This window comes from Bacteroides sp. D1, assembly GCF_000157095.2.
In the GTDB taxonomy this organism is placed as follows: domain Bacteria; phylum Bacteroidota; class Bacteroidia; order Bacteroidales; family Bacteroidaceae; genus Bacteroides; species Bacteroides xylanisolvens.
In genome coordinates this window covers 985,569-1,011,297 of record NZ_JH114350.1, presented here as the reverse complement: position 1 = coordinate 1,011,297, position 25,729 = coordinate 985,569, and the positions used below count along the sequence as shown (strand labels likewise).

The following is a 25,729-nucleotide window of genomic DNA, read 5'->3' as shown; positions in this document are numbered from 1 at the left end:
TTTATTCACATGAAAAAAGCAACTTTATTAATGAGTGGAATCATGGTGATGTCATGCGCTCCCCAACAAAAAAAGCTGGTCTACCCCGAGACGGCAAAGGTAGACACTGTAGATGTGTACTTCGGCACACAAGTTCCCGACCCTTACAGATGGTTGGAAAATGACACCAGCGCAGCCACTACTGCCTGGGTAGAAGCACAAAACAAAGTAACGAATGAGTATCTTAGCCAGATCCCGTTCCGCGAAAACCTGCTGAAACGATTGACAACACTGGCCGATTACGAGAAAATCAGTGCTCCGATCAAGAAACATGGAAAGTATTATTTCAGTAAAAATGACGGTCTGCAGAACCAGAGTGTATTCTATGTGCAGGACTCATTGGACGGCGAACCGCGTGTTTTCCTCGATCCCAACAAACTATCGGACGACGGAACAGTGGCACTGACCGGTCTTTATTTCTCAAACGACGGCAAGTACACCGCTTACAGTATTTCACGCAGCGGTTCGGACTGGTCTGAAATTTATGTAATGGATACCGAAAGCGGAAAACTACTGGAAGACCACATCGAATGGGCCAAGTTCACCGGTGCTGCCTGGCAGGGAGACGGTTTCTATTACAGTGCCTATGATGCACCGTCCAAAGGAAAAGAGTTCTCCAACGTGAACGAGAATCACAAAATCTATTATCACAAAATCGGTGAGCCACAGTCAAAAGATAAACTGATTTATCAGAATCCTGCTTATCCGAAACGTTTCTATACATCGAGCACCAGTGAAGACGAACGGATTCTCTTCCTAACGGAATCCGGCGCCGGAAGAGGTAACAACCTGTTTATACGGGATTTGAAAAAGCCGAATTCACCCTTCATCCAGCTGACTTCAGACCTCGACTACCAATATTACCCAATCGAAGTTATCGGCGACCAGATTTATATTTATACCAACTACGGTGCACCGAAAAACCGGATCATGGTAGCCGACATCAACCGTCCGAAGCTGGAGGACTGGAAAGAACTCGTACCCGAATCGGAAGCTGTTCTTTCAAATGCGGAAGTGATCGGTGGCAAACTGTTCCTTACTTATGACAAAGATGCCTCGAACCACGCATACGTTTACGGTCTCGACGGTAAACAAATTCAGGAAATCCAACTGCCGTCACTCGGTTCCGTAGGCTTTAGCGGCAACAAAGACGACAAAGAATGTTTCTTCGGATTCACTTCATTCACCATTCCGGGTGCTACATACAAATACGACATGGATCAGAATACCTACGAACTATATCGTGCCCCGAAAGTACAGTTCAACTCGGACGATTTTGTGACCGAACAAGTATTCTTCGCCAGCAAAGACGGCGTAAAAATTCCGATGTTCCTTACTTATAAGAAAGATTTGAAGAAAGACGGCAAAAACCCTGTATTCCTCTACGGATATGGCGGCTTCGGCATCAGCCTCAACCCGGGCTTCAGTGCCACACGTATTCCATTCCTCGAAAATGGGGGTATCTACGCACAAGTAAACCTGCGCGGTGGTAGTGAATACGGTGAAGACTGGCACGTAGCCGGAACTAAAATGCAGAAGCAGAACGTATTCGACGATTTCATCTCTGCTGCCGAATATCTGATCGATCAGAAATATACGAATAAAGATAAAATCGCCATTGTAGGAGGTTCCAACGGTGGTCTGTTGGTAGGCGCCTGCATGACACAGCGTCCTGACCTGTTCCGTGTAGCGATCCCGCAAGTAGGTGTGATGGATATGCTCCGCTACCATAAATTCACTATCGGCTGGAACTGGGCAAGCGATTACGGCACAAGCGAAGACAGCAAAGAGATGTTTGAATACCTCAAAGGCTACTCTCCACTGCACAACCTAAAACCGGGCACGAAATATCCGGCAACACTGGTCACTACCGCCGACCATGACGACCGTGTAGTCCCTGCCCACTCATTCAAGTTTGCCGCTACCCTGCAAGCCGACAACGACGGTACCAATCCGACACTGATCCGTATTGACAGCAAAGCCGGGCATGGCGCTGGCAAACCAATGGCCAAAGTACTGGAAGAACAAGCTGATATTTACGGATTCATCATGTATAATCTAGGAATGAAGCCAAAATTCTAAAGCGCCACTTCCTATTTGTAAACACATAGAAGCCCCGTAGCCTGTATTTTACATTACAGGCTGCGGGGCTTTGTGTTTTTCAGCAGAAGAATTTGACATTTTATCATTATTTAATCAAAATATCCGCATTAAAACAAGCAACCTTGAAAAATTTTCCTATATTTGCAGTGAGTTAGTTGACATTTTATCAGAATTAACCTTTTAAAACATAGTATCATGAACATCCAGAAAATCATGTCCTCTTTGGAGGCTAAGCATCCCGGTGAATCTGAATATCTTCAAGCAGTGAAGGAAGTTCTTCTTTCTATCGAAGATATATACAATCAACATCCTGAATTTGAAAAAGCTAAAATCATAGAAAGATTGGTAGAACCCGACCGTATCTTCACTTTCCGTGTGACGTGGGTGGATGACAAAGGCGAGGTGCAGACCAACCTCGGTTATCGTGTACAATTCAATAATGCGATCGGTCCTTATAAAGGCGGTATTCGTTTCCATGCTTCCGTCAATCTCTCCATTCTGAAGTTCCTCGGTTTCGAACAGACATTCAAAAATGCACTGACCACGCTGCCTATGGGTGGTGGAAAAGGTGGTTCCGATTTCTCTCCGCGCGGTAAGAGTGATGCTGAAATCATGCGTTTCTGCCAGGCCTTCATGTTGGAGTTATGGCGTCACCTCGGACCGGATATGGATGTACCAGCCGGTGATATCGGTGTAGGCGGACGTGAAGTAGGTTATATGTTCGGTATGTATAAGAAACTGACTCGCGAATTTACAGGCACATTCACCGGCAAGGGATTAGAATTCGGAGGCTCGTTGATTCGCCCGGAAGCTACCGGTTTCGGTGGTCTGTATTTTGTAAATCAGATGCTACAAGCAAAAGGTATTGACATAAAAGGTAAGACAGTCGCTATTTCCGGTTTTGGCAACGTCGCCTGGGGAGCAGCTACCAAAGCTACCGAACTGGGTGCCAAAGTGATTACAATTTCCGGTCCGGACGGATATATCTACGATCCGGATGGTATCAGCGGCGAAAAGATAGACTATATGCTCGAACTTCGTTCGTCGGGTAATGACATTGTTGCCCCTTATGCAGAACAGTATCCGAATGCTACCTTTGTAGAAGGCAAGCGCCCGTGGGAAGTGAAAGCAGACATCGCGCTTCCTTGTGCTACCCAGAATGAATTAAATGGAGAAGATGCTCAAAATCTCATAAAAAATGACGTACTTTGCGTCGGAGAAATTTCCAACATGGGATGTACTCCCGAAGCAATCGACCTCTTTATTGAACATAAGACAATGTATGCTCCGGGTAAAGCGGTCAACGCAGGCGGTGTTGCCACTTCCGGTCTGGAAATGTCTCAAAACGCAATGCACCTAAGCTGGAGTGCTGCCGAAGTGGACGAAAAGCTCCATGCAATCATGCACGGCATCCATGCACAATGCGTGAAGTACGGCACGGAACCCGACGGATACATTAATTATGTGAAGGGTGCCAACATTGCCGGGTTTATGAAAGTAGCTCACGCAATGATGGGACAAGGCGTTATTTAGAAGACTTTGTTTAGTTGTATTTGTATTTGTGGTTTGCGCTGCTCGCCTCCTGTGACAGGACGCGGGTAGCGCTATTTTTTTGAGATTAACAATATTTTCGCTGGAATTAATTATCTTTGTGGCATGATAGGTTAAATAATGGTTTGTGAATTTGTTATATCAGATAAATAACTCACAACTAATAATTTACCATTGATAGTTTTGTAATTAATAATCATGTAATAAATAAAAAATGCTACAACCCGAATTGAAATTTCGCCGTGACAAGATTCGCAGTCTGATGGTGTCACAGGGCATTGACGCCGCACTTATCACTTGTAATGCAAATTTAATTTACACGTATGGCTGTGTAGTCAGTGGCTATCTTTACCTCCCCCTTCATTCGCCTGCACTATTGTTTTTCAAACGCCCTAATAATATCACAGGAGAACATTCGTTCTCGATTCGCAAACCGGAACAAATCGTTGACCTGTTGAAAGAACAAGGATTGCCGATGCCAACCAAACTGATGTTAGAAGGTGACGAACTCCCTTATACGGAATATTGCCGTCTGGCCAGCCTGTTTCCGGAAGCAGAAGTTGTAAATGGCACCCCGTTGATTCGTCAGGCACGCAGCGTAAAAACACCTGTAGAAATCGAGATGTTCCGCCGTTCGGGCATTGCCCACGCCAAGGCATACGAGCAGATTCCAAGCGTATATCGCCCCGGTATGACGGACATTGAGTTTTCCATTGAAATAGAACGCCTGATGCGTCTGCAAGGTTGCCTCGGAATTTTCCGGGTATTCGGACGCAGCATGGAAATATTCATGGGTAGCGTACTGACCGGAGACAATGCCGGATACCCCTCGCCCTATGATTTTGCTTTAGGTGGACAGGGACTTGATCCTGCTTTGCCGGGAGGAGCAAATAAAACCCCGCTAAAGGAAGGTCAGAGCGTTATGGTGGACTTGGGAGGTAACTTCAACGGCTACATGAACGATATGAGCCGCGTATTCTCAATAGGAAAGCTGCCCGAAGAGGCTTACACCGCCCATCAGGTTTGTTTGGATATCCAAACAAAGATAGCTTCCATCGCCAAACCGGGCATTGCTTGTGAAGTGCTTTACGACATAGCTGTCGAAATAGCCAAAGAAGCCGGATTTGCCGACAAATTTATGGGAACAGGGCAACAAGCCAAGTTTATCGGCCACGGTATCGGACTCGAAATTAATGAAGCTCCGGTATTGGCTCCCCGCATGAAACAACAATTAGAACCGGGCATGGTCTTTGCCCTCGAACCGAAAATCGTTATTCCGAGTGTAGGCCCCGTAGGTATTGAAAACTCTTGGGTAGTAACCAATGAAGGAATAGAAAAGCTGACGAACTGCAATGAAGAAATCATTGAATTAAGTTAAACAGATGATGAAAAAGATGTGTCCGGCAAAGAACGGACACATCTTTTTCTACTAATAATAACACACTTACCCCCCAAAAACAATGAAACAACCTTTCATTCTAACCCTTATGTCCACTGTTGCCTGCGCTGCAACAGCCACTAACAAATCACCGGAAAACACTACACCGCCCCAATCAAATACTCCACCCAATATTCTTTTCATTCTCTGCGATGACATGGGATATGGAGATTTAGGCTGTTACGGTCAACCATTTATCCGCACCCCTCATATAGACACGATGGCGAATGAAGGTATGCGTTTTACACAGGCATACGCCGGCAGTCCCGTCAGCGCGCCTTCCAGAGCTTCATTCATGACAGGGCAACATTCAGGCCACTGCGAGGTGCGAGGCAACAAAGAATACTGGAAAAATGTACCGATCGTGTTGTATGGGCAAAACCAAGAATATTCGATAGTAGGACAACACCCTTATGATTCCGACCATGTAATCTTACCGGAAATAATGAAAGACAATGGCTATACCACGGGTATGTTCGGCAAATGGGCGGGAGGATATGAAGGCTCGCGTTCTACTCCCGACAAACGGGGAATAGATGAATACTACGGTTACATCTGTCAATTTCAGGCTCATCTCCACTATCCCAATTTCCTGAACCGTTATAGTAAAGCGTTGGGCGACACCGGAGTGGTGCGGGTGGTGATGGATGAAAACATCAAATATCCGATGTATGGTCCCGACTACCAGAAACGTCCGCAATACTCGGCCGACATGATTCATCAGAAAGCATTGGAGTGGCTGGACCAACAAGACGACCAACAACCGTTTTTCGGCATATTGACTTACACCTTGCCTCATGCGGAACTCGTTCAACCGGAAGATTCTATCCTGAATGAATACAAAGCCAAATTCAACCCGGACAAAGAGTTTAAAGGAAGCGAAGGCTCACGATACAATGCTATTACGCACACCCATGCTCAATTTGCAGGAATGATTACCCGTCTGGATTATTACGTGGGTGAAGTCCTGAAAAAGCTGAAAGAGAAAGGGCTGGACGAAAACACATTGGTTATTTTCTCCAGTGACAACGGCCCTCACGAAGAAGGCGGAGCCGACCCTACTTTCTTCGGCAGAGACGGAAAACTACGTGGATTAAAACGCCAGTGTCATGAAGGAGGAATACGTATTCCGTTTATCGCGCGTTGGCCGGGACACATACCGGCAGGTAAAGTGAACGATCATATCTGTGCTTTTTATGATTTAATGCCCACATTCTGCGAAGTGATCGGCATCAAGGACTACGAAAAGAAATATCGCAATAAAGAAAAAGAAGTCGATTATTTCGATGGGATTTCTTTTGCTCCCACACTGCTGGGTAAGAAAAAGCAAAAGAAACATGATTTCCTGTATTGGGAATTTGATGAAACAGACCAGATTGCCGTACGCATGGACGATTGGAAGATGGTGGTAAAAAAAGGAACACCGTTCCTCTACAACTTAAAAACGGACATTCACGAAGATACTGATATAGCACTCCAACATCCGGACGTTGTAGAAAAGATGAAAGCTATCATCTTCGAACAACATACGCCCAATCCATATTTCTCGGTGACGCTACCCAAACAGTAAACGTACGGATAAAGAAATAATGAGTAATCAGCAGTTAGAAAGCAAGGTTTCATTCATTTCAGTACAGTTTTTAATTAAATGGGAATTTATCGGTTAAATGAGAATTTATCGGTTAGGCTGAAAGCCTTACAATTATATATTTATTGGGATGCCCTGAAAGGGCTTAATTATATAGCGTAGGGCAACGCCCTACGAAAAAAACACACCAGCCACAAGCCCTGAAAGGGCGGAACTGTATACAATTATGCCCTTTCAGGGCGCAAATTCAGATTACCGTTTTTTCGTAGGGCGTTGCCCTACGCTATGTAATTAAGCCCTTTCAGGGCACTCCGCAAAATTATCATTTAGTTCATTTCAGTACAGTTTTACTCCAATTCAACTACTGATTCGTATAAACCCGTGTTTGAATACTATAATATATCTGTTCCGTCCTTCTATCAGCACACCGGCGTCAGCCCCATCTTCTTAGCCCGCTCCAGCATGAAAGCATGAGCAGCCTCATATTCGTTCGGAATCACTCCATCCAAGATAGCATCCTTTATAGCACTTTTCAAAACACCGACTTCACGACAAGGTTCCAAACCGAAAATCTCCATAATTTCTTCTCCGCTCACGGGTGGCTGGAAGTTACGGACACGGTCTTTCTCCTCCAAATCCTTCAGCTTTTGTCGAACCAACTGGAAGTTATTCAGGAAACGCTGCTTACGTTCCATATTCTTGGAAGTAATATCCGCTTCACAGAGCATCATCAAGTCGTCAATGTCATCTCCCGCTTCAAAGAGCAGACGGCGTACAGCCGAGTCTGTCACCACATCATCCGCGATAACAATCGGACGCATGTGCAGGCTAACCAGCTTCTGCACGTACTTCATCTTCTCATTCATCGGCAACTTCATCTTGCGGAAGATATGCGGAATCATCTTTTCACCGATAAAATTATGATTATGGAACGTCCATCCCGCTTTCGGTTCCCAACGTTTCGTGACAGGCTTGGCAATGTCATGCAGCAAAGCAGCCCAGCGTAACCAAAGATTATCAGTCTTCTTGCTGATATTATCCAGCACTTCCAATGTATGATAAAAATTATCCTTATGCGAACGTCCGTTCCGTGTTTCCACTCCCTGCAAGGCAGCAAATTCCGGGAAAATCAACGGCAGCAAACCGCTACGTTCCAAATCAATAAAACCTTTTGAGGGAATCGGAGACAGAATAATCTTATTCAGTTCGTCCGCAATACGTTCACGGGAGATAATTTCAATCCGTTCCTTATTCCGACAAAGCGATTCGAAAGTATCATCGTCAATGTAAAAGCCCAGTTGCGTAGCAAAACGGATGCAACGCATCATGCGTAAAGGATCATCGCTGAAAGTGATATCCGGGTCGAGCGGAGTGCGAATTGTCTTTTCCTTCATATCCTCCATGCCTCCGAACGGGTCTACCAGTTCGCCGAAACGTGCCTTATTGAGACATACAGCAAGAGCATTGATCGTGAAATCACGACGGTTCTGATCGTCTTCCAGCGTACCGTCTTCAACAATCGGTTTGCGCGAATCCCGTTGATAAGACTCCTTACGCGCACCTACAAACTCTACTTCCGTACCTCTGTATTTTACTTGTGCTGTCCCGAAATTCTTGAAAACAGAGACATGAGCACCACGTCCCAACCGTTTTCCAAGAGCTTCTGCCATTGCAATTCCACTTCCTACAACTACTACATCTATATCTTTAGAGGGACGTTGCAGAAAAATATCACGAACGTAGCCACCTACCACATAACACTCCATGCCGAGCGCATCGGCCGTTTCGGCTATCTGTCCGAAGATGGGTTCGCTAAAATGCTGCTTCAATTCCTCTTGAGTCAACTCTATCATTCTTTTTAGTTATAAGTTTTGAGGGGACAAAATTACAAAAATAAGGGATATATTTGTATTTTTGCCGCTAATAAAGTGAATGAAGAACAGAACGATGAACAGTGAATGACAAACGGACACTGCTTATTCATGTAAATAATAAAACTAGTAAATAGAATTTGTGATGAAAAAACTGATTATCCTCTTTTGTGGTACGCTGGCATTAGCTGCCTGCGGAAATGGCCTTGAGAAAAAAGCCAATGAAAAACTGATGGTTGCCAAGGCTGCCTACGAACGTGGCGACTATGAAGAAGCTAAGTTGCAAATTGACAGTATCAAGATTTTGTATCCCAAAGCGTTCGAAGCACGTAAGGCGGGACAGGCACTGATGCTTGATGTTGAAACAAAGACACAGCAAAAAACGCTTGCTTATCTGGATAGCGCCTTTCAGGCAAAAACGAAAGAATTCAACGCCATCAAAGACAAATTCACACTAGAAAAAGATGCCGAATATCAACAAGTAGGCAACTACCTCTGGCCTACACAAACCATTGAGAAAAACATGCACCGTTCGTACCTCCGCTTCCAAGTGAACGAGCAAGGCATCATGAGTATGACCTCTATCTATTGCGGTGCCGGCAATATCCACCACAACAAAGTGAAAGTGATTGCTCCTGACGGCAGTTTTGCCGAGACTCCAAGCTCCAAAGACAGCTACGAAACGACCGATATGAACGAGAAAATAGAAAAAGCTGATTACAAACTGGGAGAAGACGGTAATGTAATCGAATTCCTACATCTCAATAAAGACAAAAATATCCGTGTGGAATATATGGGCGACCGTACCTATAAAACAACGATGAGTCCCACCGACCGGCTAGCCGCAGCCAATGTTTATGAATTAGCGCAAATCCTCTCTGCGATGGAAAAGATTAATAAAGAACAAGAGGAAGCTAACCTGAAAATCGGATTTATCAATAAGAAAAAAGAACGGAAGGCACAGGAGGAAATTACCGATTAATAAAAAGGAAACTCCATTTGGCAAAAAGAAAACGATCTGTGCGAAAATGAGATAAATGATTTTTTTATTTTTAGACATAAGAACAAAAGAACATAAAGGCTGCGCTTTGAAAATTATTTTTGTTGCTTATTGAACTGCTATTTTATTTTTTGTTCTTTTGTTCTTCTGTCTGAATTATATTCCCATTTAACTAAAAACCGTCAAAAGAGAAGCTATTTAGCAGAAAAAAACATCGGTCAACAATAAAACTGACGGGAATAGTTGTTATTTTTCATAAACGACAACCATTCCCGTCAAATGTATAATAAGCCTCTTTATTCTCTGCATGGGAGAAAAGGCGTTTTCTGGTATGGAGAAAAGGCGTAGCCTGCCATCATAAAACGGCGTAGCCTGGTAAGCAAAAACGGCGTATCCTCCACATCCTTATTTAACTCTTCTATTCAACTGATTATTAGCCTTTTCCTGTTTTGATTTTCCAACCCGTTTTCCGGTTGTCTTCTTTTTACCGGCTGCGGACTTTGTCTTTCCGGCAAAGGGATTGTTATTTTTTTTGATTGGCATAGACAACACTTATATAAACAGTACTTATATCTGATTCTTGTTCCTCTTATTCTCCTTCGTAATATTCGCCCAGAAACCAGCGAGCCACAAAATCCCAGTTTTCCTGCAATAGTTCCTTTCCATTCTCAAATGGGAACTGTGCTTCTGGCAACAGTTCATGTTCCATTCCATATTTCAACAAATCAAACGGACACAAACCTTCTTCACAAAACAGCTCGTATGCTTCCTCTTCTGCCAGTTCAGCATTGTAGAGCGGGTTGCGTTTGTCCGCAAAATATGGGGCCACATCAGGCCCTATCAACAGACCTTTCGGATTGGCGAAAACCACGAAGTTATCAAATTCTCTTAAATCAGGCAATAGAGAATCTTCTTCATCCTCCCACTTCAATGATTGCACAAAGAAAAATTTCAGCGCATCGTAAGAGTTAAAGTACAAAAGCGGTTCACCTTTACTTGCTTCAAGGAAACGCTCAACGTTGGCAGGCATTTTTTCTCCCGGCAAAGCTATCGGCAGAGGCATTCGCTTCTTTTGCATCAATTCCGTTTCCAGCAGCCAGTCCGTCGCCAGGTAATCACTGATAGGAGCCAATTCGAACGCAGCATCCAAACGGTTGTATAATACATCTGCAAACTCCAGCAAATCTGCATCCATCGGGTTCTCCACTCCGTCAAAATCATCACCGACCGGTGAATTGATTGCCCACAAAAGGAAAACAACATCTTCACGGTTGATTTCGTCCGGCAGATATTCGTCCGTCAACGTGTAGAAAGGCAGGCAACGTCCGTAGTTTGCCTGATGCCAGTGGATAAATTGACGCCAGTTTCCTCCGTCTGCCACGCAATCTTCCAAGTACAAAGCACACGTCAGAGCCACTTGCTTCTGGTCTTCTTCCATCTCTTTCCCACCATATATATACGATTCGGCCACCAATGGCAATAGCTGATTAGCGAAATCCAGATACCATTCATCCGTATTCACTACCTTTGCACGACCGTGAGCGTCCAGCCATGCCTGCATATAAATTTTCTGTTGTTTCATACTACAAACGTTTCAAAGCCAGTTTGATAACCTTTTCTACCGGAGCATCCGGTTCTTCCTTCAAGATAGCCAGCACCACCTTCTGCGAAGGCGCGGCAGCAAAACCGAGCATTGTTAATGCAGACACCGCCTCTTCCTGCACTTCCGCATTGGCAGGTTGCAGCAACAGACCTGCGGAAGCACCTCCGCCGGCAGACCCACTCATCGTTTTTATCTTATCTTTCAGGTCGACAATCACCCGTTGCGCAGTCTTCAGCCCGATACCTTTCACCGTTTTCAGCATATTCGCGTTTTCGGTGCTGATTACGTTCACCAGTTCGGCAGGTGAGAGCGCCGAGAGAATCATACGTGCCGTGTTTCCCCCGATTCCGGAGACGGAAATCAACAACAGGAAAATCTCCCGCTCCTGCTTCTCGGCAAATCCGTAAAGCACATAAGCGTCTTCCCGAATCGCCTCGTGAATATATAGCTTACAGTTTTTCTTTCCCTGAATAGCCGAATAGGTATTCAAGGATATATTGGCGGCATATCCCACCCCGTTACAGTCAATCACTGCGGTTGCCGGACTTAGTTCGGCAAGTTCGCCTCTAATATATTCTATCATAACAGGGACAAAGATAAAACTTTCTCACCACAGATTACACTGATTTTCACAGATTATTCTTTTGTACATTAGATATGAAGAATATGAAAAAAATAAAAATATTAAAGCGGATGAACCAAAGTTAGTAGTAAATTGTTTACTTTTGCAAGCAAAAGAAAGAAATTTGTTCATTAAAACCAAGAAAAGAATGAAAAAAGTAAGAGCTGCCATCGTTGGTTATGGTAACATCGGACATTATGTACTGGAAGCGCTTCAGGCGGCACCTGATTTCGAAATAGCCGGAGTCGTTCGTCGTGCAGGAGCAGAGAACAAACCGGAAGAGTTGGCAAACTATGTAGTAGTAAAGGACATAAAAGAGTTGGGGAATGTAGACGTAGCTATTCTTTGCACGCCAACCCGCAGCGTTGAGAAATATGCAAAAGAATATCTGGCAATGGGGATTAATACGGTAGACAGTTTCGATATCCACACCGGTATCGTAGACTTACGCCGCACACTGGATGCTGCTGCCAAAGAACATAAAGCTGTATCGATCATCTCTGCCGGATGGGATCCGGGAAGCGACTCCATCGTACGCACCATGCTCGAAGCGATTGCTCCGAAAGGAATCACTTACACCAACTTCGGTCCGGGTATGAGCATGGGACACACAGTAGCCGTAAAAGCTATCGACGGAGTGAAAGCCGCTCTTTCCATGACTATTCCTACCGGCACGGGAATCCACCGCCGCATGGTGTACATCGAACTGAAAGACGGATATAAATTTGAAGAAGTAGCTGCTGCCATCAAAGCAGACCCTTACTTCGTGAATGATGAAACACACGTGAAACTCGTTCCGAGCGTGGACGCTCTATTGGATATGGGTCACGGTGTAAATCTCACTCGCAAAGGTGTATCCGGCAAAACACAGAATCAGTTGTTCGAATTTAATATGCGCATCAATAACCCCGCACTGACAGCACAAGTGCTAGTATGTGTGGCACGTGCTTCGATGAAGCAACAACCGGGATGCTACACAATGGTAGAAATTCCTGTTATCGACCTTCTTCCCGGCGACCGTGAAGAATGGATCGGACATTTGGTATAATATATTTTATACATAAAATAAAAATTAAATAGAGAAAGGTGTATCGCCTTTCTCTATTTTTTTTCTTTGTGAAGATACTACAAAAAACACAATTATGAGGAAACTGTTCATTCCATCAACCACGACGGTTTCCAACTGGACACCGAGCATTGGGTACGCATCAAAATTTTAAAACCGCAGGGAGTATCATACGCCGATATTTCTTTTAAAAAAGAATAAGGCGAAGAAACGCTTTACGGAAAATAAAGTATCTTTGCGACTCAATATTTTTTGTGACTTAACAATTCAAAAAAGGAACATTGAAGAACAAACGATACAATAATATAGAAGAATGGGCAAATACCCTTAGCCATGGAATAGGTATTCTGCTTGGAATCGTGGCCGGATATTTGTTATTGGAAAAGGCTTCCGAAAATATAGAGCCGCAGTGGGCAGTTGCTTGTGTATCTGTCTACTTGACGGGGATGCTTTCTTCTTATATCAGTTCTACGTGGTATCACGGCAGTCGTCCAGGAAAGCTGAAAGAGCTGCTCCGTAAATTCGATCATGGAGCTATCTATTTGCACATTGCCGGAACCTACACCCCTTTTACCCTGCTTGTTCTGCGGCATGCCGGCGGATGGGGATGGGGAATTTTTGCTTTCGTCTGGCTGTCGGCTATCGCCGGTTTCATTCTTAGCTTCAAAAAACTGAAAGAACATAGCAATCTCGAAACGGCTTGTTATGTAGGTATGGGCGCCTGTATATTGGTAGCCATGAAACCTTTGTTAGATCATCTGGGAGAACTGGGAGCCACTACCGCTTTCTGGTGGCTGATTGGCGGAGGAGTTTCGTATATCGTGGGAGCTGTTTTTTATTCGTTACGCAAACCATATATGCATGCCACTTTCCACTTGTTTTGCCTGGGAGGCAGCATCGGGCATATCATTGCCATCTGGCTGATTCTATAAGGAATAGTAGGGACAAAAAAAAGGCTATCTATCCCAGACAGCCAATCTTTGTTAACCTTAAATCTAATACTATGAAAAACACAGTACAAAGATACGAACTTTTCGGTTATCTCCAAATTTTCGGGGCAAAGCAGCCTAACTTATAACACGGTTTAATAAAAAGCAGAGGTTCGTTAACGTTTAACGCAACAAAGTTAAAAATTAACGAATCGTTTATTAACTATTTAAATAATTGAAGGCTGTTGAAGAGACTTTTCTCATCTAAAGAGACTCTTCCCATCCGAAATTGAAACGAACAAACAAACTGATTCGCTGATTCGTTATATATAGAGAAACTTAAAACAATTCTAGAGCGCAAACTTATGGACTGGGAAAATCATCTTATAAAGCACCTGCAATGGTCGGACTCCATTATCAACCGGGAAGCCAAAGAACACGTAGCCCGTGAAATTGCCGCCACGGCAAAAGACGGAGATGTGATAGGAGCCGGTTCCGGCTCTACAGTCTATCTAACTCTGTTCGAACTGGCGCGACGGATTCGTGAAGAGCACTTGCATATTGAAGTGATTCCCGCCTCTCAAGAAATCTCGATGACTTGCATACAGCTAGGCATCCCACAAACTATCCTTTGGAATAAGCGCCCCGACTGGACATTTGACGGAGCGGACGAAGTAGACCCGCAGCGAAACTTGATTAAAGGACGTGGCGGAGCTATGTTCAAAGAAAAACTGCTCATTAGAAGCAGCCGCAAAACGTTCATCATCATCGGCCCCAGCAAGCGCGTCAATCTGCTAGGAAATAAATTTCCCATTCCGGTAGAGGTCTTTCCGGACTCACTAACTTATGTAGACCATGAGCTGCAACGACTGGGTGCATCAGAAATCGTCCTGCGTCCAGCCCACGGCAAAGACGGGCCTGTCTTTACAGAAAATGGGAATTTCATCCTCGACACCCGTTTTAACTATATCGATTCTTCGCTCGAAGAACAACTCAAAACCATTACCGGTGTCATAGAGAGCGGTCTTTTCATAGGTTATGATGTCGAAGTTATCATGGCAGAGTAAAACAACGTAAACTGGAAAATCGCATTTTGTAGAGATATGAATTAAATTTGTTCTAGTACAAATAAATATAGTATAGCTCTGTATCTATTTCATTTAGCAGAATTGAGTTGTACGACACCCGGGTGTCGGTATGTATGAGACCCGGGTGTCGTACAAGTTATTATTACAGTATCTTGCATTCTTCTTTACTATAAGTCATAACTCCAATCACTGTCAGACTATAGCATTTAATTTATAACCCTTAAAACACAGATATTAAAACGTCATCAAACATATTTTTATTCAAAGCCGAAGATAATTGAAATAATAGGGAGAACACTGGGAAATTCATTAAAAATTCGGGTAGAATATTACCCCCCATCTCAAAATCAATGAGAAAAAGAGACTACTAAATAAACAAGAACAGATAAAGGAAATTTCAATAAAAGAAACCGGAAGAACCGGACAAATTGCGAAAATAGAAACAAAACAACTGAAAAACAATAAGATAGAAGAAGAAAACACGAAAAAACAGGAAGAAAAAAGATCAATAAGTCTTAGCAGAACTTGGTACATTTGCGATTGTAAACTTACCGTCAATATCAGTGATAGTACCAAGGGTAGTGCCATTCACCAATATTGAAGCACCTACGACAGGTTGTCCATCTTCTTCAGAAGTAACCAAACCGGTAACTCTGGATGTCTGCGCTGTCATCAGACCTATACCTATAAAAAGGAAGGTCATTAAGAACATCAATTTTCTTTTCATAAATTCTCTCTTAAATTTAACCTATAAACAGATTTTTTGTCTCTAACAGGTTGCAAAGATAATACTAATTATGACAAACCGGAAAAAGTGTTACGTATTTAACTAAAAAGTATTATTTTGCAAGCAGTTATCCAGCAAAAAGCAACAAACTATAACTATGAATATTCAATTTAATATATTTTAAAATAGAATTTCTATCATAAAGATATTGTCCAAAAAGATATTTTCAAGATAAAAAGAGCATTATTTCCTCCCAAATGGTATCTTTTTATCATTTTGCATCTCTCAAAAGACTAAAGAACTATTAACAATGATGAAAACTGAAACGACCATGCACCAAGTTCTGCTAAAACTTTGCGCATTTCTTATGTAGGAATGATTTCGCAGGACGTTTCCATCAAACCGGGAATAATAAAAGTCGTATTAAAAAGTGACGCGAAGGCACTGGATGAGGTTGTAGTGACAGCCATGGGTATCTCGCGTGAAAAGAAAGCACTGGGTTACGCCGTTCAGGACGTAAAATCAGATCAGCTGACGCAGGCTGCCAACTCCAATCTGGCAGGAGCGCTGCAAGGTAAAGTATCCGGTTTGGACGTTAAGCCTTCAAGTGGTATGCCAGGAGCTTCTTCACAGATCACCATCCGTGGTGCACGTTCCTTCTCGGGTGACAACACTCCGCTTTACGTTATCGACGGAATGCCAGTAACCAGTACGCCGGACGTTAGTACAGACATACAGAACAATGGTAGTGTGAGCGGAGCCGACTTCGCCAACCGTGCGGTAGATATCGACCCTAATGATATTGAAAGTATCAACATTTTGAAAGGACAGGCTGCTTCTGCACTTTATGGTATCCGTGCATCCAATGGTGTGATTATCATCACAACCAAAAGTGGTAAAGGACTGGAAAAAGGCAAACCGCAGGTTAGCTTCTCGTCTAATGTCAGCTTCGATGTAGTCGGTCGTCTGCCGGAGTTCCAGAAAACATACGCACAAGGTTCGGGTGGAGTATTCAGCACTACTTCGGGAACGTCTTGGGGACCTAAGATTTCCGAACTTCCAAACGACGCAACGTATGGAGGTAACACGGATAACGAATACACGCAGAAGTTCGGTAAGCAACAGGGAAAATATTATGTTCCCCAGCGTGCAGCAGCCGGTCTTGACCCGTGGGCTACTCCACAGGCGTATGACAATGCAAAAGACTTCTTCGACACAGGAATCACCTGGAGCAATTCATTGAATGTAGCGCAGATGCTCGACAAGAGCTCCTACTCTATCTCATTGGGAAATACACATCAGGACGGTATTATCTCAAGCACTGGTATGGACAGATATAATGTAAAGGTTAGTGCTGACACGAAACTGACCAACAACTGGAGTTCCGGATTTACAGCTAACTATATCACTACTTCTATCGACAAGGCAGTGACTTCCGGTAACGGTCTGTTAAGAACGGTTTACGCAGCTCCTCCCAGCTATGATCTTGCCGGTATTCCAAGTCACGTAGACGGTAACCCGTACACACAGAATTCTTTCCGTGGTAGCTTTGACAACGCTTATTGGGCGATGGAAAACAACAAATTCACAGAAGATACCAACCGTTTCTTCGGAAATGTATACGCAAGCTATCAGACTGATTTTGGTACAACCAACCACAAGTTGAACGCAAAATACATGGTCGGCGTGGATGCTTACACCACTCACTATGTAGACAGCTACGGATACGGTAGTAATACCGGTGGCGGTCGCGGACAGATCGAAAACTACGGCTGGACGAACGCTACATACAACTCTTTGCTGACCATCAACTATGACTGGCGCATCAACGAGGACTGGGGATTGAATGCTGTATTGGGTAACGAAATTATCCAAAGTAACAGAAAGAAGTATTATGAATATGGTACGAACTACAACTTCCCGGGATGGAACCACATCAACAACGCCACTACTCAACAGACAGAGGAAGAGACGTGGAAAAACCGTACAGTGGGATTCTTCGGTAACGTATCGGCTTCTTACAAAAATATGCTTTATCTGACCCTCACCGGACGTCAGGACTACGTATCTAATATGCCACGTAACAACCGTTCGTTCTTCTATCCTTCTATTTCGGCAGGCTTCATCCTGACGGAACTGGATGCATTGAAAAACAATGTTGTTAATCACGCTAAATTGAGAGTATCTTATGCGGAAGTAGGACAAGCAGGGGATTTCCTCGAAAACTACTACTCAACTCCGACATACGGAGGTGGTTTTTACACACTGACTCCGATCATGTATCCGATGAAAGGTACTACTGCCTATACTCCGTACTACACGATTTTCGACCCGAAACTGAAACCGCAGAACACACGTTCGTATGAAGTGGGTACTGACGTGAACTTCCTCGATAACTTAATCACATTCAGTTATACGTACTCACGCCAGAATGTAAAAGACCAGATTTTTGAAGTGCCTTTGGCTTCTTCTACCGGTGCCAGCAAACTGCTCACCAACGGTGGTAAGATTCATACCAACACGCACGAATTCACTCTCGGCTTCAACCCCATCCGGACGAAGAATATCAACTGGGATTTTGCATTCAACTGGACGAAAATCGATAACTACGTAGATGAACTGGCACCGGGTGTAGAAAATATCTCTCTGGGTGGTTATGTTACTCCGCAGGTACGTGCTTCGGCAGGTGAGAAATTCCCTGTAATCTATGGTGTAGGTTTCAAGAGAGATGAAAACGGTAATCGTCTGGTAGACGAAAACGGTCTTCCTATCGCTGGTGAAGCACAGGTAATCGGAAAGGTTTCTCCGGACTTCCTGATGGGTTTCAACACCACATTACGTTTATGGAAGTGTACAATCAGCGCAGTACTCGACTGGAAACAGGGTGGCCAGATGTACAGCAGAACAACCGGACTGGCAGACTACTACGGTGTCAGCAAGAGAACGGAAAACCGCGAAGGTACCATCATCTTCGACGGATACAAAACCGATGGAACTAAAAATGATATCGCTATCACAGGTGCAAACGCACAACAGGTATTTTACAGCCGCCTGAACGATATTGACGAATCTTCTGTATATGACAATTCTTTCATCAAACTGCGTGAAGTGGCTGTCAACTACAAAATTCTTCAAAAACGTTCGATAGAACTTTCTGTAAACGCATTTGCCAGAAATATCCTGATCTGGGCTCAATTGCCTGACCTCGATCCGGAAGCCAGTCAGGGTAACAACAACATGGCAGGAGCATTTGAAGATTATTCAATGCCGCAGACAGCTAGTTTCGGCTTTGGTTTCAACATTAAATTTTAATCTGCAAGACAATGAAAAAATATAAATCAATAGGAAAATTGCTGGCAGTTTCTTTCTTGACTGCTGCCATTGCTTCTGCTTGTACGGAAGACGCAATGGATAAAATCAATGAAAACCCTAACAATCCTCTGGATGCGCCTGCAAAATTTTTGATTACAGACTTAGGGGTAAGCACTGCATTCAGCACTGTGGGAGGGGATTTCTCGCTCTATTCTTCTGTTTACATTGAACACGAAACGGGTATATCCAACCAGCTTTACCGGGCGGAAGTACGTAGCGGAGAGCCTACAACGGCTACTACCTACAACAACGCATGGATCAACGTGTATTCAAATATCAAGAACGCTAAAATCGTTATCAAGAAGTGTGAAGAAGATCCTTCGGAAAAAGGAAACGTAGTGACGGAAGCAATTGCTAAAATCCTGCTCGCTTACAACGGAGCAGTGGCTGCCGATGTATTTGGAAATACACCGTACAGCCAGACTGGTATCCTCAATCCGGACGGCACACCAATGTATATGCAGCCCAAAATAGATACGCAGGAAAGCATTTATCAGGAAGTGATGCAGAATCTGGATGATGCCATCACTCTGCTGAATAACGGTACTGCCAAAGATGCAGGTCTGTCCGGCGCAGTCGGTTCTAAAGACTTGATCTACGGTTCAAACACCAGTACTCAAGCAAGTATGTGGCTCAAGACAGCTTATGCGTTAAAAGCACGCTATACAATGCGTCTGCTCAATAAAAGTGCCAATAAGACAACTGATCTTCAGAACATTCTTACTTATGTGAGCAAATCATTTGCTAATGCAAGTGAAGAATGTAAACTGGCTGTTTATGACGCTGATTCGCAGTTGAATCCGCTTTGGTCATTCAGCTATAGCCGTAACAGTTTGGCAGCCAGTGCCAGTCTGATTGAAAAGTTTGTTGAGCGCAATGACCCCAGAGCACCGCAAGCATTTCTGGAGCCCGATCCCACCGGCTATATTGCTTATGGATACGGAGGTACGCAAGCTACAGACATCGCAGGTATCAAAGCGGCTCCTAACGGAACTCCGCAAGAGTTGCAGAACAATTATGGTATGTCAATGATATCATGGGCAATGTCGGCTCCTACTCTTTTAATCAGTTATCACGAAGTGAAATTCCTCGAAGCAGAAGCATTATGCCGTTTGGGAGGCAGACTGAGTGAAGCTAAGAATGCTTTAAAAGCTGCAATCACTGCCGGATTCGAGAATCTGGAAAACTCAATTATAGATGCCGCCGACACTTGGGTATATGATGGTGACAGCGGTTTGGGGGCAGATGTAGCAGAAACCTATTTCACGGATGAAGTAGAACCGTTATTCGATGCCAACCCTCTGCAAGAGACAATGATACAGAAGTATCTCGCCTTCTTCGGTGCATCCGGCGAATCACTGGAAGCCTATAACGACTACCGTCGTTTGAAAGGTGCAGGAGAAAACTTCATTGTACTGAAGAACCCGCTGAACAACAATAAGTTCCCATTGCGCTTCGGTTATGGAGCAGACGACGTATTGGCAAATCCTGAAGTGAAAGCTGCTTTCGGTGATGGCCAGTATGTATATAGCGAAGCTGTCTGGTGGGCCGGCGGAAACAAATAATGAACTTAAAATCTCTCAAAGGAGAGACTTTACATAGAGTCGTTTCTGTACTCTAACAAATTAACAGAGGCGAACAAAAATAGGCCAACCGTGAGGTTCGCCTATTTTATTTTATCCAATTTCATCAGATGAATGCTCAAATATAATAGAGAAAAAGGAATATTCAACGGCATCTTTTACATACCATTTTTCTACCCAATCATACTCTTTTTCTACGCTATTCCGTATTTAACGTTTAAGCATCTTTTAAATAAATTAAAAAAATTCCCGTACCAATCAATTTCACCACTGCAAATCGGGTAGATATTTGCTTAAAGTAGTGCGGAGAATACTCAAAGTAATAGGTTTCACCAACACTTCAGTTGCTCCTGCGTTCATTGCGTTTTCCTTATCCGAGCTGAAAGCATAAGCTGTCTGCATGATAATAGGAATTTCGGTATTAGACTCACGAATTATCTTCGTTGCCTCCAACCCGTTCATCACCGGCATCTTGATATCCATCAGCATTGCTTTGGTTCTTTCCTGATGCTGTTGAAACAACTCCACCATTTCCTGCCCATTTTTAGCCCACTCGATATCACACTTTTTGCCTATGATAGCCTTGATTAATTTAAAGTTGCTGTCATCGTCTTCAGCTACTAAAATTAAGGGTCTGAATTCATTCATTTGTTCGCTTTCCATATCGCTTATATATTGTTTTTTTATCTGTTTTTTGAGATTAATCTCCCTTTTCAGCCCGCAAGTTATAAAAAAGATTCATATATTTCGCTATCTTTGCGCCTCAATTTAAAAGAATAGTATGATTTCTGTTGACGGACTAGCCGTAGAGTTTGGCGGCACTACTTTATTTAGTGATATTTCTTTCGTAATTAATGAAAAAGACCGCATCGCACTGATGGGTAAAAATGGGGCGGGAAAAAGTACGCTGCTGAAAATTTTGGCAGGCGCACGACAACCGACACGTGGAAAAGTTTCCGCGCCCAAAGATTGCGTAGTAGCCTATCTGCCTCAACATCTGATGACGGAAGACGGAAGAACAGTGTTTGACGAAACGGCACAAGCTTTTTCACATCTACATGAAATGGAAGCGCAGATTGAAAAACTGAACAAAGAGCTCGAGACACGGACGGATTACGAGAGCGACAGTTACATGGCGCTGATTGAAGAAGTGTCTGCCTTGAGCGAGAAGTTTTATTCGATTGACGCAACTAATTATGAAGAGGATGTGGAAAAGGCATTGCTCGGATTAGGGTTCACCCGGAGCGATTTTCAACGCCAGACGAGTGATTTCAGCGGTGGATGGCGGATGCGCATCGAGCTCGCTAAGTTGCTGTTGCAGAAACCGGACGTACTCTTGCTCGATGAGCCGACGAATCATCTGGATATTGAATCTATTCAATGGTTGGAAGATTTCCTTATTAATAACGGGAAAGCAGTTATCGTAATCAGCCACGACCGCAAATTCGTGGATAATATTACAACACGCACCATCGAAGTGACGATGGGACGTATTTATGATTATAAAGTGAACTATTCCCAATATCTGCAACTGCGTAAGGATCGCCGCGAACAGCAGCAGAAGGCATACGACGAGCAGCAGAAGTTTATTGCTGAAACGAAGGAGTTCATCGAACGATTCAAAGGAACATATTCAAAGACGTTGCAGGTACAGAGCCGCGTCAAAATGCTGGAAAAGCTGGAATTGCTCGAAGTCGATGAGGAGGATACTTCTGCATTGCGACTGAAATTCCCGCCTTCCCCCCGTTCGGGCAGTTATCCGGTTATCATGGAAGGTGTCGGAAAGGCATACGGAGAGAAAGTGGTGTTCCGCAACGCTAACCTGACGATTGAGCGTGGTGATAAAGTAGCTTTTGTCGGTAAAAACGGTGAAGGTAAATCTACACTCGTGAAATGTATCATGAAGGAAATCGAACATGACGGTACACTGACTTTAGGACATAATGTACAAATCGGATATTTCGCTCAAAATCAGGCTTCGTTGATGGATGAAAACCTGACGGTTTTCCAAACGATTGATGATGTAGCCAAGGGGGATATCCGGAACAAGATTCGTGATTTACTGGGTGCCTTCATGTTTGGTGGTCCCGAGGAATCAATGAAGAAGGTGAAAGTACTTTCGGGTGGGGAGCGTACCCGCCTTGCCATGATTAAATTGCTGTTGGAACCTGTCAACCTCCTGATCCTGGATGAGCCGACGAATCATCTGGACATGAAAACGAAAGATATCCTGAAACAGGCATTGCTGGATTTTGACGGCACGCTGATTGTTGTTTCACACGACCGTGACTTCCTCGACGGACTGGTGACCAAGGTATATGAGTTCGGTAATCAAAAGGTGACGGAACATCTTTGCGGCATCTACGAGTTCCTCGAAAAGAAAAAAATGGATTCGTTGCAAGAACTGGAAAAGAAATAATAAATAATAAAAAGAGGGTATCGGCTGCAGGCGGAATAAAAGTATTTGTATATTTGCAACATCATTTATAACAGGCAGTTAGAAAAAAATGGATGAAACAAGGCAGTTATACATTATAAGCGGATGTAACGGAGCTGGTAAAACAACAGCTTCCTACACTGTACTGCCTGAAATTTTATTATGCAAAGAGTTCGTTAATGCGGATGAAATCGCCAAAGGTTTATCACCGTTCAATCCGGAAAGTATGGCTATAGAAGCCGGCCGTCTGATGTTGAAACGTATTAATGAACTATTAGCTGCTAAAGTAAGTTTCTCTATTGAAACAACATTGGCAACCCGTTCATACACCCGGCTCATTCAAAGAGCACAAAATGCCGGATATAAAGTCAGCTTGATTTATTTCTGGCTGAATTCTCCGGAACTTGCCGTCAACCGTGTATTACAACGGGTCAATGAAGGGGGACATAATGTACCGATGGACGTTATCTACCGCCGATATCAGGCAGGCATTAACAATCTGTTTCAGATTTATATGCCGCGTGTAGACTATTGGCTGTTAGCCGATAACAGTATTTCTCCTCGAGTAATTGTAGCCGAAGGTTACCAACATGGCGAGGATCGAATATATGAACTTGAACTTTTTAAATGCATCAAGAATTATGTCAAATAATGAAATGCAAGAATTGAGCGATAAATTACGACGCGGTCTTCAGCTGGCAGAAAAGCGATTGCTGGAAAAAAATGCTCGCAATGGTAAACTCCTTAGTCAGGGAACACCAGATGGAAAAGTAATTTATGTATCAGCAACAGAATTGCTGGAACGTTTGCAAGAAAAAGAAAAGGAATCAATAAAAAAATAAATTCTCTAAAAGAAAGGATGAAAGGGAAGAAACGAATAATAGTAACTCTGCTATTTTTAATCAACATTATAATGTTGGTGGCAGCCGTTATTCCCCATCATCATCACCCCAACGGAATGATTTGCATGAAGCAGGACTTGCCTGTAGAACAACAATGTCCCACGCATCATCATCACCCGGGAAACGATTCATGTTGCAGCAGCGAATGTATGACTCGTTTCTACTCTCCCACTCCATCCGTACATACGGATAGCGGACCGGATTATGTATTCATCGCTACCCTGTTCACGGATGTAATCATCGAACATCTATTACGGCCACAAGAGAGACGGATTAAGAACTATTACGTCTACCGAGACTCTCTGCATGGCACGGATATACACCGTGCCACTCCTCTTCGTGCCCCTCCCTACTCTGTTTTTGCGTAAAAGCGTAAATGCAAATCAGTTGCATTTGCGTTACCTTATCTTTGTAGCGTAAAAAAACAGTAAAATTTAGTAGGAAAATATCATTATGAAAAAACTTATTTTCGTAGGAATCCTAGGCTTATTCGTGCTGGGTTCCTGTAATAATAGTACCGTCACACACACACACAATGAACACGATCATGCCACGGAAGGACATAATCACGAGGCAGAGGGTTCCGATCATTCTCATGAAGGCGAATGTAGCGGAGAACACAACCATGAAGCGACCGATGGACATAACGAGTCTGCCGAAGCGCACAGTGATGAAATCATCCTTCCGAAGGCAAAAGCTGAAGCAGCCGGTGTCAAGGTGAGCGTTATCGAACCTGCACCTTTCCAGCAAGTGATTAAAACCAGCGGACAGGTACTGGCTGCCCAAGGTGATGAATCGGTTGCCGTAGCTACAGTGGCCGGCGTTGTATCTTTCCGTGGAAAAGTAACGGAAGGAATGAGCGTCGGCAACGGCACGCCGCTAGTCACGATTTCTTCAAAAAATATCGCCGACGGTGATCCGGTACAACGTGCCCGCATTGCCTACGAGGTATCTAAGAAGGAGTACGAACGTATGAAAGAGCTTGTTAAAAACAAGATTGTATCTGACAAGGATTTTGCACAGGCAGAACAAAGTTATGAAAATGCCCGCCTTAGTTACGAAGCCCTTTCCAAGAATCATTCGGCTATCGGCCAAAGTATTACAGCTCCTATTGCAGGATATGTGAAAAGCATTCTTGTGAAAGAAGGCGACTACGTGACCATCGGACAACCGCTGGTGAGCGTGACGCAGAATCGTCGTCTTTTCCTCCGTGCCGAAGTGTCGGAAAAGTATTATCCATACCTCCGTACAATCAGTTCCGCCAATTTCCAGACTCCTTATAATAATCAGGTGTACGAGCTGAAAACATTGAACGGCAAACTTCTCTCTTTTGGAAAAGCTGCCGGAGACAACTCTTTTTATGTGCCTGTCACTTTTGAGTTCGACAATAAAGGGGAAGTGATCCCCGGATCATTCGTAGAGGTGTTCTTGCTTTCTTCAACGATGGAAAACGTACTGTCTCTCCCACGCACGGCACTGACAGAGGAACAAGGGATCTTCTTTATCTACCTGCAACTGGACGAAGAGGGTTATAAAAAACAGGAAGTAACGATAGGAGCCGACAACGGTAAAAGTGTTCAGATCCTGACCGGAGTGAAGGCTGGCGACCGTGTAGTGACCGAAGGTGCTTATCAGGTTCGACTGGCAAGCGCAAGCAATGCCATCCCGGCACATAGTCACGAACATTGATTAAATGAAGAATTAGAAATGAAGAATGAAGAATTTGGCTGCGCAATAATTGGTATATGTTTATTGCACGTGCTGCATAGTCATTCTTAATTCTTCATTTCTAATTCTTCATTCTTAATTC

At 43.8% G+C, this 25,729-nt stretch carries 19 protein-coding genes and 1 pseudogene; 15 read left to right on the top strand and 5 right to left on the bottom strand.

The genetic code is table 11. The annotated features are described in order from the left end of the window. Positions 1-9: 9 nt before the first annotated feature. From BSAG_RS01000 to BSAG_RS01015, 4 genes are all read left to right on the top strand, one after another. Positions 10-2,121, top strand: coding sequence for a prolyl oligopeptidase family serine peptidase (locus BSAG_RS01000; RefSeq protein WP_004317268.1), 2,112 nt, complete (start codon positions 10-12; stop codon positions 2,119-2,121). A 216-nt stretch (positions 2,122-2,337) separates the two neighbouring features. Next, positions 2,338-3,675 carry an NADP-specific glutamate dehydrogenase gene (gene gdhA, locus BSAG_RS01005; protein ID WP_004317267.1) on the top strand — a complete coding sequence of 446 codons (1,338 nt, stop codon included), beginning with the start codon at positions 2,338-2,340 and terminating at the stop codon, positions 3,673-3,675. Between the two features lie 232 nt (positions 3,676-3,907). Then, the gene (locus BSAG_RS01010) at positions 3,908-5,071 is read left to right on the top strand and encodes a M24 family metallopeptidase (RefSeq protein ID WP_004317266.1); all 1,164 of its coding nucleotides are present in this window, start codon (positions 3,908-3,910) and stop codon (positions 5,069-5,071) included. Positions 5,072-5,153: 82 nt separating this feature from the next. Beyond that, the gene (locus BSAG_RS01015; RefSeq protein WP_004317265.1) at positions 5,154-6,701 is read left to right on the top strand and encodes an arylsulfatase; all 1,548 of its coding nucleotides are present in this window, start codon (positions 5,154-5,156) and stop codon (positions 6,699-6,701) included. Positions 6,702-7,138: 437 nt separating this feature from the next. Here BSAG_RS01015 and BSAG_RS01020 read toward each other — a convergent pair whose 3' ends face one another. Further along, positions 7,139-8,572, bottom strand: a complete 1,434-nt coding sequence (locus tag BSAG_RS01020; RefSeq protein ID WP_008641195.1) for a CCA tRNA nucleotidyltransferase — start codon at positions 8,570-8,572, stop codon at positions 7,139-7,141. Positions 8,573-8,735: 163 nt separating this feature from the next. Between BSAG_RS01020 and BSAG_RS01025 the strand changes: the two genes are divergently transcribed. Next, positions 8,736-9,572, top strand: a complete 837-nt coding sequence (locus BSAG_RS01025; protein ID WP_004314152.1) for a hypothetical protein — start codon at positions 8,736-8,738, stop codon at positions 9,570-9,572. A 607-nt stretch (positions 9,573-10,179) separates the two neighbouring features. Here BSAG_RS01025 and BSAG_RS01030 read toward each other — a convergent pair. Together BSAG_RS01030 and ruvA are read right to left on the bottom strand one after the other, a co-directional pair. Next, on the bottom strand, positions 10,180-11,172 hold the full coding sequence (locus BSAG_RS01030; RefSeq protein ID WP_008770749.1) for a DUF3843 family protein: 993 nt from the start codon (positions 11,170-11,172) through the stop codon (positions 10,180-10,182). Position 11,173: 1 nt separating this feature from the next. Continuing rightward, the gene (gene ruvA, locus BSAG_RS01035) at positions 11,174-11,776 is read right to left on the bottom strand and encodes a Holliday junction branch migration protein RuvA (RefSeq protein ID WP_004314150.1); all 603 of its coding nucleotides are present in this window, start codon (positions 11,774-11,776) and stop codon (positions 11,174-11,176) included. Between the two features lie 187 nt (positions 11,777-11,963). Here ruvA and BSAG_RS01040 point away from each other — a divergent pair, with 187 nt between their 5' ends. The 3 genes from BSAG_RS01040 to rpiA all read left to right on the top strand — a co-directional run bounded on the left by BSAG_RS01040 (position 11,964) and on the right by rpiA (position 14,877). Continuing rightward, positions 11,964-12,863: a diaminopimelate dehydrogenase gene (locus BSAG_RS01040; protein ID WP_008641193.1), complete on the top strand. Its 900-nt coding sequence runs from the start codon at positions 11,964-11,966 to the stop codon at positions 12,861-12,863. A 299-nt stretch (positions 12,864-13,162) separates the two neighbouring features. Continuing rightward, entirely contained in the window at positions 13,163-13,813 is a 651-nt protein-coding gene (gene trhA / locus BSAG_RS01045; RefSeq protein ID WP_004314148.1) for a PAQR family membrane homeostasis protein TrhA, read from the top strand. 362 nt (positions 13,814-14,175) lie between these two features. Continuing rightward, a complete protein-coding gene (gene rpiA / locus BSAG_RS01050; protein WP_004314147.1) occupies positions 14,176-14,877 on the top strand; it encodes a ribose 5-phosphate isomerase A in 702 nt (233 codons plus the stop codon). Positions 14,878-15,403: 526 nt separating this feature from the next. Here rpiA and BSAG_RS01055 read toward each other — a convergent pair. After that, positions 15,404-15,625 carry a carboxypeptidase-like regulatory domain-containing protein gene (locus BSAG_RS01055; RefSeq protein WP_008024747.1) on the bottom strand — a complete coding sequence of 74 codons (222 nt, stop codon included), beginning with the start codon at positions 15,623-15,625 and terminating at the stop codon, positions 15,404-15,406. 342 nt (positions 15,626-15,967) lie between these two features. Between BSAG_RS01055 and BSAG_RS01060 the strand changes: the two are divergent. Both BSAG_RS01060 and BSAG_RS01065 read left to right on the top strand, forming a co-directional pair. Continuing rightward, positions 15,968-18,937, top strand: a pseudogene (locus BSAG_RS01060) (SusC/RagA family TonB-linked outer membrane protein); the annotation flags it as partial. Positions 18,938-18,948: 11 nt separating this feature from the next. Further along, on the top strand, positions 18,949-20,562 hold the full coding sequence (locus tag BSAG_RS01065) for a SusD/RagB family nutrient-binding outer membrane lipoprotein (protein ID WP_004314144.1): 1,614 nt from the start codon (positions 18,949-18,951) through the stop codon (positions 20,560-20,562). A gap of 282 nt (positions 20,563-20,844) precedes the next feature. Here BSAG_RS01065 and BSAG_RS01070 read toward each other — a convergent pair whose 3' ends face one another. Then, complete coding sequence (locus BSAG_RS01070; RefSeq protein WP_004314143.1) at positions 20,845-21,243, bottom strand: response regulator; 399 nt, start codon at positions 21,241-21,243, stop codon at positions 20,845-20,847. 118 nt (positions 21,244-21,361) lie between these two features. On the opposite strand from BSAG_RS01070, the gene BSAG_RS01075 reads away from it, so the two are divergent. The 5 genes from BSAG_RS01075 (at position 21,362) to BSAG_RS01095 (ending at position 25,608) form a co-directional block, all read left to right on the top strand. Further along, positions 21,362-22,999: an ABC-F family ATP-binding cassette domain-containing protein gene (locus BSAG_RS01075; RefSeq protein WP_004314142.1), complete on the top strand. Its 1,638-nt coding sequence runs from the start codon at positions 21,362-21,364 to the stop codon at positions 22,997-22,999. Positions 23,000-23,087: 88 nt separating this feature from the next. After that, entirely contained in the window at positions 23,088-23,669 is a 582-nt protein-coding gene (locus BSAG_RS01080) for a zeta toxin family protein (RefSeq protein WP_004314141.1), read from the top strand. After that, positions 23,659-23,859, top strand: a complete 201-nt coding sequence (locus tag BSAG_RS01085; RefSeq protein ID WP_004314140.1) for a hypothetical protein — start codon at positions 23,659-23,661, stop codon at positions 23,857-23,859. The genes BSAG_RS01080 and BSAG_RS01085 overlap by 11 nt, the downstream gene beginning before the upstream one ends. 17 nt (positions 23,860-23,876) lie before the next feature. Further along, positions 23,877-24,287 carry a DUF6769 family protein gene (locus BSAG_RS01090; protein ID WP_008024755.1) on the top strand — a complete coding sequence of 137 codons (411 nt, stop codon included), beginning with the start codon at positions 23,877-23,879 and terminating at the stop codon, positions 24,285-24,287. An 85-nt stretch (positions 24,288-24,372) separates the two neighbouring features. After that, the gene (locus BSAG_RS01095) at positions 24,373-25,608 is read left to right on the top strand and encodes an efflux RND transporter periplasmic adaptor subunit (RefSeq protein WP_004314138.1); all 1,236 of its coding nucleotides are present in this window, start codon (positions 24,373-24,375) and stop codon (positions 25,606-25,608) included. The last annotated feature ends 121 nt before the right edge of the window (positions 25,609-25,729 follow it).